General features: G+C 68.9%; 13 protein-coding genes. 6 read left to right on the forward strand and 7 right to left on the reverse strand.

Annotation, left to right across the window (positions count from 1 at the left end; all coding sequences use genetic code 11):
• Positions 1-51 precede the first annotated feature (51 nt).
• Both AC1RJ5_RS18820 and AC1RJ5_RS18825 read left to right on the forward strand, forming a co-directional pair.
• Positions 52-1,296 carry a TIGR04063 family PEP-CTERM/XrtA system glycosyltransferase gene (locus tag AC1RJ5_RS18820; protein WP_493115048.1) on the forward strand — a complete coding sequence of 415 codons (1,245 nt, stop codon included), beginning with the start codon at positions 52-54 and terminating at the stop codon, positions 1,294-1,296.
• On the forward strand, positions 1,266-2,312 hold the full coding sequence (locus tag AC1RJ5_RS18825; protein ID WP_493115050.1) for a hypothetical protein: 1,047 nt from the start codon (positions 1,266-1,268) through the stop codon (positions 2,310-2,312). Before AC1RJ5_RS18820 ends, AC1RJ5_RS18825 begins: the two co-directional genes overlap by 31 nt.
• A gap of 127 nt (positions 2,313-2,439) precedes the next feature.
• Here AC1RJ5_RS18825 and AC1RJ5_RS18830 read toward each other — a convergent pair whose 3' ends face one another.
• Both AC1RJ5_RS18830 and AC1RJ5_RS18835 read right to left on the reverse strand, forming a co-directional pair.
• Positions 2,440-2,757 carry a hypothetical protein gene (locus AC1RJ5_RS18830; RefSeq protein ID WP_493115052.1) on the reverse strand — a complete coding sequence of 106 codons (318 nt, stop codon included), beginning with the start codon at positions 2,755-2,757 and terminating at the stop codon, positions 2,440-2,442.
• Positions 2,754-2,954, reverse strand: a complete 201-nt coding sequence (locus AC1RJ5_RS18835) for a hypothetical protein (protein WP_269572622.1) — start codon at positions 2,952-2,954, stop codon at positions 2,754-2,756. The genes AC1RJ5_RS18830 and AC1RJ5_RS18835 overlap by 4 nt, the downstream gene beginning before the upstream one ends.
• A gap of 79 nt (positions 2,955-3,033) precedes the next feature.
• Between AC1RJ5_RS18835 and AC1RJ5_RS18840 the strand changes: the two genes are divergently transcribed.
• The gene (locus AC1RJ5_RS18840; protein ID WP_493115054.1) at positions 3,034-3,669 is read left to right on the forward strand and encodes a S24 family peptidase; all 636 of its coding nucleotides are present in this window, start codon (positions 3,034-3,036) and stop codon (positions 3,667-3,669) included.
• Between the two features lie 59 nt (positions 3,670-3,728).
• Here the strand turns inward: AC1RJ5_RS18840 and AC1RJ5_RS18845 are convergent, their stop codons facing one another.
• Positions 3,729-3,914 (reverse strand): hypothetical protein, encoded by a 186-nt coding sequence (locus tag AC1RJ5_RS18845; protein ID WP_269572621.1) that lies wholly within the window; start codon positions 3,912-3,914, stop codon positions 3,729-3,731.
• A gap of 159 nt (positions 3,915-4,073) precedes the next feature.
• On the opposite strand from AC1RJ5_RS18845, the gene AC1RJ5_RS18850 reads away from it, so the two are divergent.
• The 3 genes from AC1RJ5_RS18850 (at position 4,074) to AC1RJ5_RS18860 (ending at position 7,208) form a co-directional block, all read left to right on the forward strand.
• On the forward strand, positions 4,074-4,286 hold the full coding sequence (locus AC1RJ5_RS18850) for a hypothetical protein (RefSeq protein WP_269572620.1): 213 nt from the start codon (positions 4,074-4,076) through the stop codon (positions 4,284-4,286).
• 162 nt (positions 4,287-4,448) lie between these two features.
• The gene (locus AC1RJ5_RS18855) at positions 4,449-6,221 is read left to right on the forward strand and encodes an SLC13 family permease (RefSeq protein ID WP_269572619.1); all 1,773 of its coding nucleotides are present in this window, start codon (positions 4,449-4,451) and stop codon (positions 6,219-6,221) included.
• Between the two features lie 12 nt (positions 6,222-6,233).
• Positions 6,234-7,208 (forward strand): quinone oxidoreductase family protein, encoded by a 975-nt coding sequence (locus tag AC1RJ5_RS18860; protein ID WP_493115057.1) that lies wholly within the window; start codon positions 6,234-6,236, stop codon positions 7,206-7,208.
• Between the two features lie 33 nt (positions 7,209-7,241).
• Here AC1RJ5_RS18860 and AC1RJ5_RS18865 read toward each other — a convergent pair whose 3' ends face one another.
• The 4 genes from AC1RJ5_RS18865 to AC1RJ5_RS18880 all read right to left on the reverse strand — a co-directional run bounded on the left by AC1RJ5_RS18865 (position 7,242) and on the right by AC1RJ5_RS18880 (position 12,948).
• Positions 7,242-8,066, reverse strand: a complete 825-nt coding sequence (locus tag AC1RJ5_RS18865; RefSeq protein WP_493115059.1) for a hypothetical protein — start codon at positions 8,064-8,066, stop codon at positions 7,242-7,244.
• Positions 8,066-9,490 (reverse strand): aldehyde dehydrogenase family protein, encoded by a 1,425-nt coding sequence (locus tag AC1RJ5_RS18870; protein ID WP_493115061.1) that lies wholly within the window; start codon positions 9,488-9,490, stop codon positions 8,066-8,068. The genes AC1RJ5_RS18865 and AC1RJ5_RS18870 overlap by 1 nt, the downstream gene beginning before the upstream one ends.
• Before the next feature lie 86 nt (positions 9,491-9,576).
• Positions 9,577-11,388, reverse strand: a complete 1,812-nt coding sequence (locus AC1RJ5_RS18875; RefSeq protein ID WP_269572615.1) for a vWA domain-containing protein — start codon at positions 11,386-11,388, stop codon at positions 9,577-9,579.
• A gap of 36 nt (positions 11,389-11,424) precedes the next feature.
• Positions 11,425-12,948, reverse strand: coding sequence for a PQQ-dependent sugar dehydrogenase (locus AC1RJ5_RS18880; RefSeq protein ID WP_493115063.1), 1,524 nt, complete (start codon positions 12,946-12,948; stop codon positions 11,425-11,427).
• Positions 12,949-13,015: the final 67 nt, after the last annotated feature.

Below are 13,015 nucleotides of genomic sequence, written 5' to 3' on the forward strand. Positions count from 1 at the left end.
GCGCGATGCGGTTGACGCCGCGTTAAGTGCTCCTGTGGCAAGGGGGCGGGCATGCGGATTCTCCACATCCTCGATCACGGCCTGCCGCTGCACAGCGGCTACACGTTCCGCACGCGGGCGATCCTGAAGGCGCAGATGGCGCGCGGCTGGGAAGTCGCCGCGGTGACAAGCCCGCGCCACGGCAAGTTCGACACCGATGAGGAGACGATCGACGGTATCCGCTTCTACCGGACGCCGCGGGTCAATTCCGGGCCGCCGGTGATCGGCGAGCTGCGCGAGGTCTCTGCCTTTGCGAAGCGGATCGAGGCGGTGGCGCGGCAGTGGCAGCCGGACGTGCTCCATGCCCATTCGCCGGTGCTGGGCGCAATGGCGGCGCAGCGGGTGGCGAACCGGCTCGGCCTGCCGCTGATCTACGAGATCCGCGCCTTCTGGGAAGATGCCGCCGTAGGCAATGGCACCGGCACCGAGGGCAGCTGGAAATACCGGGCGACGCGCTGGCTCGAGACGCGGGCGGTGCGCAAGGCCGATGCGGTCGCGGTGATCTGCGAAGGGCTGAAGAACGATCTGCTGTCGCGCGGCGGGATCGATGCGGGCAAGATCATGATCTCGCCCAATGGCGTCGACCTGGGCCTGTTCGGCGAGCCTTTGCCCCATGACACGGCGCTTGCGAAGGAGCTGGGGATCGAGGGCGCCGAGACGATCGGCTTTATCGGCAGCTTCTATGATTATGAGGGGCTGGACGGCCTGATCGAGGCGATGCCCGCGCTGGTGGCACTGCGGCCGAAGATGCACCTGGTGCTTGTCGGCGGCGGGCCGTGCGACGCGGCGCTGATGGCGCAGGCGGCGGCATCGCCGGTGGCGGACCGTATCCATTTCGTCGGCCGGGTGCCGCACCAGCAGGTCGAGCGCTATTACAGCGTGATCGACGTGCTGGTGTATCCGCGCAAGCATATGCGCCTCACCGACCTGGTGACGCCGCTCAAGCCCCTGGAGGCCATGGCGCAGCGCCGGCTGGTTGCTGCTTCCGATGTGGGCGGGCACCGGGAGCTGATTCGGGACGGCGATACCGGGACCTTGTTCAAGCCCGACGATCCCGCGGCACTTGCCGACTCGGTCGCAAAACTGTTCGGCGCGCGTGAGGGGTGGGATTCACGACGCGAACGGGGCCGGGCCTTTGTCGAGACCGAACGGAGCTGGGCGATCAATGTCGGGCGTTATGACTCCGTTTACCAAAGACTCGCCAAGATCGGGGCCATGGAAGACTCGTGGTCGCACACGTCCGTGGTGAGCGCATGAACCTGCCGCTGGCGCCCTTGATCGCCGCGGTCGCGGGTGGACTCGCTGCGCTCGGCGTGGCGATGATCCCCGTGCCCGCGCTCGAGGCGCTGGTGATGGACTCCGGTCTCCCCTCGATTCTTGCCGCGGCCGAGCCGCCGCTGGGCCTGACCGCCCGGCTGGCGGTGGCGCTGGGTGCGGGCGCGTTCGTCGGCGCCTTCATGTGGCTTTCCGCCTTCATCCTGCTCGGCTCGCGCGGGCTGACCATCGGCGGCGAGGCCGAGCCGGTCGACTCGGCCGAAGTACCGGTCCCGGTGCTGCGCCGGGCCGATGCGCATCCCGATGCGCCGCCGCGCCCGCCGCTGCTCGCGACCCGTGATCTGGGCAAGCCGTTCCTCGAGATCCGCGCCGGCGCACCCGCCGTGCCTGCCGAGCCCGAGGACGAGCATGTCGATTTCGACGTGATCTTCCCGCCGCGCCCGATCAGCGCGCCGACGCCGACCGTGGTGCCTGCCGTGGCGCCGGAGCCGGTGGCCCAGGCCGCGGAAGTTTACGAACTGCACACTACTTCGGCCCCTGAACCGGCTCCCGAGCCCGTCGCCGCATCCGCGCCGCAGCCGCTGATCGAGCAGGACATGCCGATCGATTTCGACCAGCCGCTCTCGGCCTTCGATCCGCAGGCGATCCCGGCCGTGCCCAAGCCCGCGCCGGTGCCGCTGGCGCCGCTACGCCGCACGCCGCGCCCCTCGGTATTCGATGCCAGCGAGCGGTTCGAGATCTTCGAGCTGACCCCGCCGGTGCGCGCGCACGTGCCGCCGCCGCTGCCCGAGGCGCCCGAGCCGGTGGCCATGCCGCCGCGTGAGCGGATCGTCCGGCCGGAGACCGATGCCTCGGTCCATGCCCTGCTCGAGCGGCTCGAGCGCGGCGTTGCCGACAAGCGGATCGCGCCGACCTCGCGCGCGGAAGCGAAGCAGCAGGAGCGCGGGCTGGAAGAGGCGCTGGTCACCCTGCGCAACCTGGCGCGGCGGACGGCCTGATTTCCCAGGCCGTCATTCCCGCGAAAGCGGGAATCCATTCTTCCTGAAAGTCGGAAAAGAGCCGCACCCGCAGCGGCAATGGATCCCCGCCTGCGCGGGAATGACGGGAGAGGGCGAAGGGGCGAACCTACCGCCCTTCCTCCACCATCAGCACCTCGAGCGACACCGTCACCCGATCCGCCGCGCGGCGGACATGCTCGACCGCGAGATCGGCGACCAGATGCCCGCGCAGGCGCAGTTCCGCCTCGGGCAGGCGCGCGATCCAGGCGTCGAGCGCGGGCGAGGGCGGGGCGGCCAGCTTGAGCAAGTGGCGCGCGCCGGTGAAGGTGGCGCTGGCCCAGCGGTTCCAGTCCGATTCGACCAGGGACACCGGGCAGCCCGCAGCTTCCGCCTGCGCCTCCAGCGCGCGGCGGAGCAGCGTTTCCGCATCGGGGCCGCGGCTCATGGACGGAGCCCCTGCTGGCGCTGGGCCTGCTGCGCGGCGAGGAACGCCTCGATCCGCGCGCTGATCCGCGGGCCGAGCTCGCGGCCGCGACGCAGGTCGTGGACCAGCCGCGGATCGCGCACCGAAAGCCGGCCGAATTTGGTGGGCGGCATGTCCGTCGCCCGGAGGAATTTCTCGATCTTGCGATGCACCGACATGCACTGGTCTCCCATCCGATTCGCTCAAGATCGTTCCTAATTTGTTCTCTATTTCCTACTTGTCTAGGAAAAATCCTAGATGTATTGCGCCACTATGGATCCGGATGCGCAACGAGCCGCGCTGGAGGCGCTGATCGCGGAGCAGGGGGCGAACCTCTCCGAGCTCTCGCGGCTGCTTGGGCGCAACCTGGCCTATCTCCAGCAATATCTGGTGCGCGGCACACCGCGGCTGCTGGCCGAGGCGGACCGATCGCTGCTGGCGCGCTATTTCGGGGTGCCCGAGGCGCGGCTGGGAGGGCCGGAGCCGGAGGGAATGGTCGAGGTGGCGCGGCTTGATGTCGGCGCCTCGGCCGGGCCCGGCGGGCTGGTCGACGGCGAGGCGCGGCGGCGGCCGGACCAGTTCAGCCCGGCGCTGCTGCGCGAACTGGGCGTGCGAGCCGAAGCGGCTTCGGTGATCCGGGTGAAGGGCGATTCGATGGCGCCGACGCTGGCGGACGGCGACCGCATCCTGGTCGACGGCGATCGGCGGCGGGTGGAAGGGCGCGGCGGGGTGTTCGTGATCCGGCTCGGCGGCGAACTGATGGTCAAGCGGCTGCGGGTAAGCGTCGGCGGGATCGAGGTGATCTCGGACAATCCGGAGTGGGATGACCGGGTGGTGCCGGCGCGGGCGGTGGAGATTGTGGGGCGGGTCGCCTGGCTGGGGCGGGCGGTTTAGGCGGCGGCGCCTTGATATGCTTTCCCCGGCCTTCGCCGGGGGAAGGAAAGCAGCTGACCTTACCGCCCCACGCGCACGCGATCGACGACCCATATCGCGATCAGCAGCGCCAGCCCTACGCCGAGCCCGATCACGAAGCCGAACGAGGCCTCGCCCTTCGCGATGCCGGCGAACACGCCGACGAGCAGGCTGAGCGCGAGCAGGAAGCCGCCGGCCATCGGCGTCTTGGAAGGGGTCTTGGTCATGCGGTCCTGTCTGCCACGTCCCGGGCCGGGACGCTACCTGTGCCATGCCGGGGCACGCGGCACGGCGATTCCGGGATGGTTACCGCGAATTGACTCTCGTGTGGCGCGGAAACTGTTGAATCGCAGGAAGTTGGCACGCGTCGTGAGTCTCTCGCGCGCATGGATATGATGCCCTATCTCGGTGATCGCCGCGAAATCGCCGACGCCAATGAACTCATTGCCTGCTTCGGCGAGCGTGCTGGCAGCGAGGCAGCCGCGCGTGCCGATCGCAGCCGCGACCTTGGCAACCACATCCACTTCTGTCGCTGGCGCCAGATCGAGCGGCTGATCGTGCTGATGTCGGTGGGCAGGGCCGTGGGGACGGTGCACTGAACCAGTCTCAGCCCCTCCCCCTTGGGGGAGGGGTTCGGGGTGGGCAGGTGTCTCACCGAGATCTTTGCTCGCGGATAGGCCCCACCCCAACCCCTCCCCTGAAGGGGAGGGGCTTTTAAAAAGGCACGGACCCGAAACCATCGCGTGGCGTTCTCCCATGCGATGAACACGCCCCAATTGCTCTCCGTCGGCGTGCTCGCCGGCATGATGCTGCTCTTCATCTGGGGAAAATTCCGCTACGACATGGTTGCGGTGATCGCGCTGCTCGCGGCGCTGGCGCTGGGCATCGTCAGCCCGAAACAGGCATTTACCGGCTTTTCCGACGACATCGTGATCATCGTGGCGAGCGCGCTGGTGCTGTCGGGCGCGGTGCAGCGCTCCGGGGTGATCGAGCGGGCGATGCTGGTGCTGCAGAAGCGGGTCACCCATGTCCGTTCGCAACTGCTGCTGCTCAGCGCCTCGGTTGGCTTCGCCTCGGCACTGGTCAAGAATATCGGCGCGCTGGCGATGATGATCCCGGTGGCGCTGCAGATGAGCAAGAAGGCCGGGGTGTCGCCGGCGGCCTATCTGATGCCGATGAGCTTCGCTTCGCTGCTCGGCGGGCTGATCACGCTGATCGGCACCTCGCCCAACATCATCGTCAGCCGGGTGCGCGAGGAGATGACCGGCCAGCCCTTCGGCATGTTCGACTATGCCCCGGTGGGGTTGGGGCTGACCGTGGTCGGGCTGGTGTTCCTGCGCTTCGGCTACCGGCTGCTGCCGCGCGACCGCCGGGCGGCGCCGACCCTGGGCGAGGCGATCGACATCCAGGACTATGTGACCGAGGCGGAGATCCCCGCCGGATCGCCGGCGGTGGACGAGACCGTGGCGGCGTTCCGCGAGCGGCACGACGGCGAGGTGATGGTCACCGCGATCCTGCGCGCGGGCATCCGCTCGACGCCGTTTCCGGACGCGGTGCTCAAGCCCGAGGACGTGCTGATTCTCGCCGGATCGCCTGACAGCCTGGAGCGGGTGATCGCCAGCGACCGGTTGGAACTGGAAGGGGCGCATCGCGAGGCACCCGACGGGGCGAGCAGCGAAGTCGGGGTGATCGAGGCGGTGATCGGTACCGAGAGCCCGCTGATCGGGCGGACCGCCGGACGGCTGGGGCTGCACGAGCGCTTCGGGGTGAACCTGATCGCGGTGTCGCGCCGCGGTGACCGGCTGGCGCGGCGGCTGGGCGACGTGATGCTCGAGCCGGGCGATGTGATCGTGCTGCAGGGGCCGCTCGACCTGCTGTTCGAGCGGCTGGGCGAGCTGGGCTGCCTGCCGCTGGCACAGCGCACCCTGCGGCTGGGCAGCGCGCGCAAGGGGCTGCTGCCGATCGCGATCCTGGGCGCGGCGATGCTGGCGACGGCTTTGGGCTATGTGCCGGTGGCGGTGGCGTTCTTCGCGGCGGCGGGGCTGACGATCCTGAGCGGCGCGCTGCCGGTGCGCGAGGCCTATGACCATATCGAGTGGCCGATCCTGGTGATGCTCGGCGCGCTGATCCCGGTATCGGATTCGCTGCGGACAACCGGCGCCAGCCAGATCATCGGCGACTGGCTGGGGCAGTTCGCCGCGACGCTGCCGCCCTGGGGCGCGGTGGCGCTGATCCTGGCGGCGGCGATGGCGGTGACGCCGTTCCTCAACAATGCGGCGACCGTGCTGGTGATGGCGCCGATCGCCGCGACCTTCGCCAGCGAGCTCGGCTACCGGCCCGAGGCGTTCCTGATGGCGACGGCGGTGGGCGCGGGCTGCGATTTCCTCACCCCGATCGGCCACCAGTGCAACACGCTGGTGATGGGCCCGGGCGGATACCGGTTCGGCGATTATGCGCGGCTGGGGGCGCCGCTCTCGGTGATCGTGCTGGTGGTCGGCACGCCGCTGATCCTATGGGTGTGGCCGGTACATTAAAGGAGTCGCGTGATGGAACGGATGGCACGGATCGAACGGACCGGCGGGCCCGAGGTCATCCAGTGGGTGGATGTCGAACTGGCGCCGCCCGCACCGGGCGAAGTGCGGATGCGCAACACGGCGGTGGGGCTGAACTTCATCGACACCTATTTTCGCTCGGGCCTCTACCCGGTGCCGCTGCCGAGCGGGCTGGGCGGCGAGGCGGCCGGCGTGATCGAGGCGGTGGGCGAGGGCGTGACCGATTTCTCCGTCGGGGATCGCGTGGCGACCTTCGGGCCCGGGCTCGGCGCCTATTCGACGGCGCGCAACCTGCCGGCCGCGAACCTGTTCGCGCTGCCCGACGACATCAGCGACGAGACCGCGGCGGCGGCTTTGCTCAAGGGCGGCACGGTGGAGTTCCTGGTCGAGCGCTGCGCCCGGGTGGAGCCGGGCTGGCATGTGCTGGTCCATGCCGCGGCCGGCGGCGTCGGCCAGATCGCGGTGCGCTGGCTCAAGGCAATCGGCGCGACCGTGCTGGCGACGGTGGGTTCGCAGGAGAAGGTGGCGCTGGCCGAGGCGGCGGGCGCGGACCATGTGCTGGTCTCGCGCGGCGACGGCGTGGCCGAATGGGTGCGCGGGATCACCGGCGGCGCGGGCGTGGAAGTGGTGCTCGACGGTGTCGGCAAGGCGACCTGGGAAGGCTCGCTCGCCAGCGTGCGGCGGCGCGGGCTGGTGGTGAGCTTCGGCAATGCCAGCGGCCCGGTGGATGGCGTGGCGCTGGGATCGCTGGCGCGCGCCGGATCGGTCTATGTCACCCGGCCGACGATGTTCGATTATTATGTGACGCCCGAGGAGCGGGCGCTGGGCAGCGCGCGGCTGTTCCAGATGCTGCGGAGCGGCGCGGTGTGCGCGGACATCGGCCAGCGGTTCGCGCTGGAGGATGCCGCCGATGCCCACCGCGCGCTGGAAGCGGGCAAGACGACCGGATCGACGGTGCTGGTGCCGTAGTGCTTCCCTCCCCGGGCGGGGAGGGAAGGCGGATCAGATGCTGTTCGGATCGACGCGCTGCTTGATCGGGCGGCGCTCGACGATCTCGGTGGTGGTGCGGGTTTCGCTCTGGCCGCCCCGGGTGATCGTCTGGGTGACGACCCGCGCGCGGCGGCGGACGTCGCCGGCGGTGTCGATTGTCACCTTGATCGTGCCCGAGACCTGGTCGGCGGCACGCGCCTTGCGGGCGGCCTCCAGGGTCAGCTTCTGGCCGTTGAGCTCGGCCAGGGCGACATCGCCCTTGGCCAGATCGTCGCGGAGGCGCGCGGGATCGATCGCCAGCTCGGCGGTGAAGCCCTTGCCGTCGGGCTTCGCCTTGAGCGGCACCGGGCGCTGGGCCTGGGCATCGGCATAGGGCGCGCCGTCGGCGAGCCTGATCTGGCCGATCGCGAAGGCGTCGACGGTGCGCAGCGCGGCCTCGGGGTCGCACTCGATGCGGAAGCTGTTCCAGCCGGCGACCCAGCGGCCACAGGCGGCGCGCGTCAGGTTCGCGCCCTTGAGCCAGCTGTCGATGCGCGTTTCCAGCTCGGCGCGGTTGCGGAGCTGGAGCGGGCCGGACTGCGGCTGGAAGACGCGCAGCGGGAAGGTCCAGTCGGCGGAGCGGCTGCCCGGCGGCAGGCTGTATTCGAGCTCGACCCCGGCGGGCGTGACCGAGACCACGCGCTCGACCAGCGCATCGCTGTTGCGCGAGCTGCTCATCGCGCCGGCGCTGCGCTGCTGGGTCTCGGTGGTGCGGACGAGCTGGAACTGGTCGCCCGCCTGCTGCGCCATCGCCAGCGACGGCGCGAGCAGGGCGGCGAGGAACAGGGCGGTCCGCATCAGGCGAGCGCGCCCACCACGGCCTTCACTTCCAGGAACTCGGCCAGGCCGAACTTGCCGTGCTCGCGGCCATTGCCCGACTGCTTGTAGCCGCCGAAGGGCAGGTTGGGATCGGGCTGGCCACCATTCACATAGACCATGCCGGCGCGCAGCCGCGGAGCGACGCGCCGGACCGCCTCGCCGCTGCCGAACACCACCGCGGACAGGCCGTAATCGGTGTCGTTGGCGATGCGGACGGCGTCTTCCTCATCCGCATAGGGGATGATCGTGACGACGGGTCCGAAGATCTCCTCGCGGGCGATCGTCATCTCGTTGGTGACGCCGGAGAACAGGGTCGGGCGGACGAAATAGCCGGTCTCGACGCCGTCGGGGCGGCCGGGGCCGCCGGCCTCGAGCTTCGCGCCTTCCTCCATGCCCTTGGCGATCAGGCCCTGGACCTTCTCCCACTGGGTCTTGTTGACCAGCGGGCCGATATGGCGGCCTTCCTCGGCCGGATCGCCGGTGTGGGTGGCCTTCATCACTTCGGTCGCGGCGGCGGCGACCTGGTCCTGCAGCCCGGCAGGGACGAGCAGGCGGGTGGGCGCGATGCAGCTCTGGCCCGAATTGAGCAGCACGCTGAACAGGGTGGTCTGGACCGCGCGGCCCATGTCGGCGCCCTCGAGCATCAGCGAGGGCGACTTGCCGCCCAGCTCCTGATGGACGCGCTTCACGGTCTCGGCGGCATTCTTGGCGACCAGCACGCCGGCGCGGGTGGAGCCGGTGAAGCTCACCATGTCGACGCCCTTGTGGCGGCTGAGCGCGGTGCCGACGCCGGGGCCGTCGCCGTTCACGAGGTTGAACACGCCCGCGGGCACGCCGGCGGCGGCAAGCACTTCGGCGAAGATCATCGCGCAGCCGGGCGCCTCTTCCGAGGGCTTGAGCACCATACAACAGCCGGCGGCGAGCGCGGGGGCGACCTTGGAGACGATCTGGTTGAGCGGCCAGTTCCACGGGGTGATCATCGCCACGACGCCAATGGGTTCATGGACCACCAGCGAGTTGCCGATCTGCTCCTCGAACTGGAATTCCCTGAGCGCATTGGCGGCGGACATGAAATGGCCGAGGCCCGAGCCGACCTGCGCGGTCCTGGCCAGGCTGATCGGAGCGCCCATCTCGAGGCTGATCGCCTCGGCCATGTCGCCGGCGCGCTTCTTGTACTCGACCAGGATCGCCTCGATCAGCGCGATGCGTTCCTCGACGCTGGTGCGCGAGAAGCTCTCGAACGCCGTGCGCGCGGCGGCGACCGCCTTGTCGACATCGGCTTCGGAGCCGAGCGTGATCTCGGTGACCGCTTCCTCGGTCGCCGGGTTGATGACTTCGTGGCGGGTACCGCCGACGCTATCGACCCATTCGCCACCGATGAACTGCTTCAGATAGCTGCGCATCACTCTCGCCTCTCCGATTCGAACTTGTGGTATGGAGATGGCGGGGCGGGAGGCCGGTTGCAAGCCGCAACCGGCCCGGCGCCTGTTCAATCCATGCGGCGGAGCCAGATATAGGCGCGGCCGTCATTGTCCGAGAGCGACATGACCATCTTGTCGCCGTTCGGGCGGTAGTTCATCACCAGCTTGGAATCGACGAGATGCACCTGCTTCTCGTTGATCTCATAGTCTTCGGTCTCGTCGGGGGACTCGAATCCGCTCGCCTTGCGATAGGTGAGCAGCTCCATTTTCTTGGTGAATTCCATCCGGTCGCCGCGATGGATGTCCTCGAAGCCGGTCGCGCCGGTGACTTCCCAGCGGCCGACCACGGCAAGGTGGCGCATTGCCTTGGGCAGCTCGCCGCCATAGCCGGAATAGAAGGCGGCCTGGGCGCGCATGTTGCCGACCAGCTTGGTCTCGTCGTCCATGCCGGGCAGCGATGCCGCCTCGATGCGGCCGGCCAGCCCGTCGAGCAGGGCGAAGGCGGCCTTGGGGTTCTCCTCCTTGTGATAGGCGACCGAGGCGTCACGCACCGCAAGGAACTCGTCGACCAGCAGGTGTGCCGACTGGAGCGCCACGCTGGCCTTGCTTGCCGGCGCCAGGGCGGCGGCACGGTCGGTGCCGGGCGCGCCGGTCTTGGCGTCCTTCCAGCTCACCGACACATCGAGCACCGGCGTGCCGGCCGCGAGCTGGGCGACGGGAAGATCCCGGCGGTCCGATGCCTTGGCCAGCGTGGCGAAGATGCCGCCGCCATTGGTGCTGAGGAAAACAGTGGGCACGCGGACGGTGATCGTGCCCTCGGCGGTTTCCTCCATCACATCGGCGGGGACGCCGAACACGCCCGAGATCCGGTAGCCGGCGGCTGGCTTGAGCGTGAGCGCCAGATCGTGCGCGACTTCGGTGCCCATCGTATCGAGCTGCTTGTCGAACACGCTGGCGACTTCGGCGGCGTCCGCGATGAAGAACAGGTTGCCGCCGCGGGTGCTCGACACCCTGGTGGCAAGCGCGGCATCGAACTGCACGCCGACGCCGATCGTGGTGAGGCCGATGCCCTTGTGCGAGGCTGCCTCGGCCATGCCCATGAAGCTTTCGGCGTCGGAGGCGCCGACATTGGGCTGCTCGTCGGTGAACAGCATCACGCGGGTGTTGCCCTTGAAGCCGGGCGCGTCGGCGATGGCGGTATCATAGCCGAGACGCAGGCCCGATTCCATGTTGGTCGCGCCGTCGATGTCGATCGCGCGGATCGCGGCTGCGATGCGATCGCGGTTGCCGGCGAAATCGAGCGGCTTCAGGTGCACATGCGCATCGTTTCCATAGAGGATGATCGACATCCGGTCGCCGGCCCGCATCTGGCCGAGGATCTTGAGCAGGCTCTGGCGGACCAGTTCGATCGGCTCGTTGCTCATCGAGCCGGACTGGTCGACCACCGCCACCAGATTGAGCGGTTCGCGCTTCCACTGGCTGGCATCGAGGTTGGATGCGAAGCCGACGCCGACGAACAGCTTGTCGTCCGCGCGCAGCGGCAGGGCGGCGGGCATCGATTCGGCGACGATGCAGAAGAGCTGGCGGCAGGCGGCGCTGCTGGGAAGGGTGAGGTCGTGCTCGCCCATCAGCCCCTCGACCGTGAGCCCTCCGGGAAGCGGCAGGCCGGCAGAGGCGGCGGCTGCACGGAAATGCTTGATGTCCTGCGCGCCGCCCTGGCGCACGCGCATCGAGCCGGTGACGATCAGCACCTCGGCATCCTGGCTCTGGTCCTGCTGATCGTCCTGCGGCGGCGGGGTGCTGGTCTGGGCGAAGGCCGGGGAAAGCGGCAGCGCAAGCGCGGCGAGGGCGATGCCCGACACGAGGGACAGAGACTTCATGGCAGTCCTCCCATTTTATTGCGGGAGCAGAATAACCTATCCGGGCTGGATCATGAAGATGCTGCCACCGATATCGACCAGATAGAGATTGCCGGCCGAATCCTCGCCAAAGGAGGACAGGCTGTTGATCGTTCCGGCATCCGGGGTGAAGTCGAGATTGCGGCGTTCGTAATTGGTGCTGGCGAAGAGCTGGCCCTGGACGAGCGAGGTGGCCGGCACGGTCCAGATATTGCCGTTGACGAAATCGCCGAAGACATAGCTGCCCTGGAGCGACGTGACCGGCCCGCGATAGACATAGCCGCCGATGATCGACGCGCCCTGCTTGGGACCGGAGCCGTGCGTATATTGGGTGACCGGCGCGGTGAGCCCGGCGGGCGCGGTGCCGCTGAACGGGTTGGTGCCTTCCAGGAACTTCCAGCCGAAATTGAGCCCGGGCTGGTTGGGACGTGCGACGTTGACTTCCTCGATCGCGCCTTCGCCGACATCGCCGATATAGAGCCGGCCATCGGGACCGAAGCTGTTGCGGAACGGGTTGCGCAGGCCGATCGCGAAGACCCAGGGATCACCGCCGCCCGCGATATAGGGATTGCCCGGCGCCGGCATGTAGTAGCTGGGCGCGGCCCCCGCATAGGGATCGGGATTGGGCGCGATGCGCAGGATCTTGCCGAGCCGTGAATTGGGGTTCTGGGCGTTGTTCGACGGATCGCCACCGCCGCCGCCATCGCCGATCCCGACATAAAGATTGCCGTCCGGCCCGAAGCCGAGCCAGCCGCCATTGTGATTGTTGTTGGTTGGATGCGGGATGCTGACGATGTCGATCTGCGGCCAGGACGTGCCGTTGCGGGCGATCCGCGAGATCACGATCGTGCCGTCGGTGACCGTGCGGTGGATGAAGAAGGGGCCGTCGGTGGCGGTGCCGGCCTGGGGCTGGACGCCCTGGCTGAGCTGGGGCTGCACCGCCAGGCCGAGCAGGCCGCGCTCGCCATCGGTGGACAGGCCGGTGATCGTGGTGAGCAGCGTCTTGGCGCCGGTGGCCGGATCGAGCAGCCAGATGCCGCCGCCCTTCTCCGTCACGATCACCCGGCTGTCATTGGGAATCGCGGAGACCATGACCGGCTGGGTGAAACCGGTGCCGACCCGCTTCACCGCAATGCCTTCGCGGCTGTTGGTGACGGTGACGGCCAGGTCCCGCGTCGACGAAAGCGTTCCGTCGCTGGCGCGGAGCTGGACCTGGTAGAGATTGTCGGCATCCGCATCGGCCGGTGCTTCGAAATTGGGGGCGGCGACGAAGCTCAGCGCGCCGGCCGCGGTGATCGCGAAGCGCGCGGCATCCGCGCCGCCCGCAATCGTGAAGGTGATCGGATTGCCCTCGGCATCGGTCGCGGCCGCCTGATAGGCGGCGGTGGTGTTCTCCACCACGCTCGCGGTCGCGCCCGAGGTGAAGCTGGGAGCGGTATTGGTCGGAGTCGGCGTGGGCGTTGGCGCAGGACTACCGCCGCCACCTCCGCTGCTGCACGCGGTGACGAGAAGCAGGGCGGAGATGGTCGATAAGCTACGCATGGCCATCACCTTAGAAGCTATTGTCAAACTGGTGAGACGCGATTTCGCTCCGTGCCGCGGAAACGCG

The organism is Sphingomonas sp. GW822-FHT03G08 (assembly GCF_058801135.1).

What these genes read in the sequence shown, in the direction of transcription:
- AC1RJ5_RS18875 (WP_269572615.1), bottom strand. Translation starts at nt 11,388, where the DNA reads ATGAAGTCTCTGTCCCTCGTGTCGGGCATCGCCCTCGCCGCGCTTGCG.
- AC1RJ5_RS18870 (WP_493115061.1), bottom strand. Translation starts at nt 9,490, where the DNA reads ATGCGCAGCTATCTGAAGCAGTTCATCGGTGGCGAATGGGTCGATAGC.
- AC1RJ5_RS18840 (WP_493115054.1), top strand. Translation starts at nt 3,034, where the DNA reads ATGTATTGCGCCACTATGGATCCGGATGCGCAACGAGCCGCGCTGGAG.
- AC1RJ5_RS18845 (WP_269572621.1), bottom strand. Translation starts at nt 3,914, where the DNA reads ATGACCAAGACCCCTTCCAAGACGCCGATGGCCGGCGGCTTCCTGCTC.
- AC1RJ5_RS18860 (WP_493115057.1), top strand. Translation starts at nt 6,234, where the DNA reads ATGGAACGGATGGCACGGATCGAACGGACCGGCGGGCCCGAGGTCATC.
- AC1RJ5_RS18850 (WP_269572620.1), top strand. Translation starts at nt 4,074, where the DNA reads ATGGATATGATGCCCTATCTCGGTGATCGCCGCGAAATCGCCGACGCC.
- AC1RJ5_RS18880 (WP_493115063.1), bottom strand. Translation starts at nt 12,948, where the DNA reads ATGCGTAGCTTATCGACCATCTCCGCCCTGCTTCTCGTCACCGCGTGC.
- AC1RJ5_RS18830 (WP_493115052.1), bottom strand. Translation starts at nt 2,757, where the DNA reads ATGAGCCGCGGCCCCGATGCGGAAACGCTGCTCCGCCGCGCGCTGGAG.
- AC1RJ5_RS18820 (WP_493115048.1), top strand. Translation starts at nt 52, where the DNA reads ATGCGGATTCTCCACATCCTCGATCACGGCCTGCCGCTGCACAGCGGC.
- AC1RJ5_RS18865 (WP_493115059.1), bottom strand. Translation starts at nt 8,066, where the DNA reads ATGCGGACCGCCCTGTTCCTCGCCGCCCTGCTCGCGCCGTCGCTGGCG.
- AC1RJ5_RS18855 (WP_269572619.1), top strand. Translation starts at nt 4,449, where the DNA reads ATGAACACGCCCCAATTGCTCTCCGTCGGCGTGCTCGCCGGCATGATG.
- AC1RJ5_RS18835 (WP_269572622.1), bottom strand. Translation starts at nt 2,954, where the DNA reads ATGTCGGTGCATCGCAAGATCGAGAAATTCCTCCGGGCGACGGACATG.